The 1,536-nt window shown below is 62.0% G+C and carries 1 protein-coding gene; it reads right to left on the reverse strand.

Features of this window, described 5'->3' with window-relative positions; all coding sequences use genetic code 11:
• A partial coding sequence (locus tag ACEK02_RS14610) for a class I tRNA ligase family protein (RefSeq protein WP_371422400.1) occupies positions 1–1,292 on the reverse strand: 1,292 nt, incomplete at its 3' end.
• Positions 1,293–1,536: the final 244 nt, after the last annotated feature.

Consider the following 1,536-nt stretch of genomic DNA (forward strand, 5'->3'; position numbering starts at 1 on the left):
AGCTGGCGCGAGATGCACCACGGCTGGATGTTCTCCATCCACTCGTAATAGGTCTTTTCCCAGTTCTTCGGCACGAATTCAGTCGCGCCGGTGCGCACAGCGGCGATCGCCGGCTGCGCCATGGTCTTGGCGTCGACATACCACTGGTCGGTCAGATAGGGCTCGATGACGACGCCGGAGCGGTCGCCATGCGGCACCATATGGGTATTGGGCTCGATCTTCTCCAGGAAGCCGAAATCTTCCAGCCGCTGCACGATGATCTTGCGCGCCTTGAAGCGCTCCATGCCGTGCAATTCCTCGACCAGCTCTGACGCTGCGACCGGCAGGCCGCGCAGATAGTCCTCGTTGTCGGCGAGTGCGAGCTTGCCTTCGATATCGAGGATGCTGATGCGTGCGAGGCCGTGGCGGTTGCCGACTTCGAAGTCGTTGAAGTCGTGCGCCGGCGTGATCTTCACTGCGCCAGAGCCCTTCTCCGGATCCGAATATTCATCCGCAACGATCGGGATCAGACGGCCGACCAGCGGCAGAACCACGTTCTTGCCGATCAGATGGGTGTAGCGTTCGTCATCCGGATTCACGGCGACGCCGCTGTCGCCGAGCATCGTCTCGGGGCGAGTCGTAGCGACGGTGATGAACGTGGTCGGATCTTCCGGATCGAAGCTCTTGCCTTCGAGCGGATAGCGCAGGTGCCAGAGGCTACCCTTGACCTCGACCTGCTGCACTTCGAGATCGGAGATCGCCGTCAGCAGTTTCGGATCCCAGTTCACAAGGCGCTTGTCCTTGTAGATCAGACCCTCGCGGTGCAGCTGCACGAACACCTTGATGACGGCCTCGGACAGGCCCTCGTCCATGGTGAAGCGCTCGCGCGACCAGTCGCAAGAGGCGCCAAGGCGCTTTAGCTGGTTGACGATGACGCCGCCACTCTCGGCCTTCCACTTCCAGACGCGATCGAGAAATGCCTCGCGGCCCATGTCACGGCGACCGGGCTCCTGACGCTCCATCAACTGGCGCTCGACCACCATCTGCGTCGCGATGCCGGCATGATCGGTGCCGGGTTGCCACAGCACGTCACGGCCGCGCATGCGCTCGAAGCGACACAAGACATCCTGCAGCGTATTGTTGAGGGCGTGGCCCATATGCAGCGAGCCGGTGACGTTCGGCGGCGGGATCACGATCGTATAGGGCTCGGCATCCACCCGGTCCGCGCGGCCGGCCTTGAACGCGCCTTCGGCTTCCCAGGCGCTCGCGATGCGGGTCTCGATATCGGCGGGCTGATAGGTCTTTTCGATCATGACAATTCAATCAAATCAGGGGTTTTCGGCCACGATTTTGAGGCCCGATTTTCAGGCTGGGGGCGAACGCAGGACGCCGATGGCGCTAGAAACCCGCCAGCGCGGCTCAAGTCAACATACAGGGCTGCTTAACCGCCCCGGAGGGCCAAACGAAGGCCTCGAAAGGCCGTCATTGCCTGTCTCGTGGGCCTAGGGCCGATCGACATTCATTGGTTCCAGATCATTGCTGCGGCGAGGTGGATGA

The organism is Tardiphaga sp. (genome assembly GCF_041424195.1).
GTDB lineage: Bacteria > Pseudomonadota > Alphaproteobacteria > Rhizobiales > Xanthobacteraceae > Tardiphaga.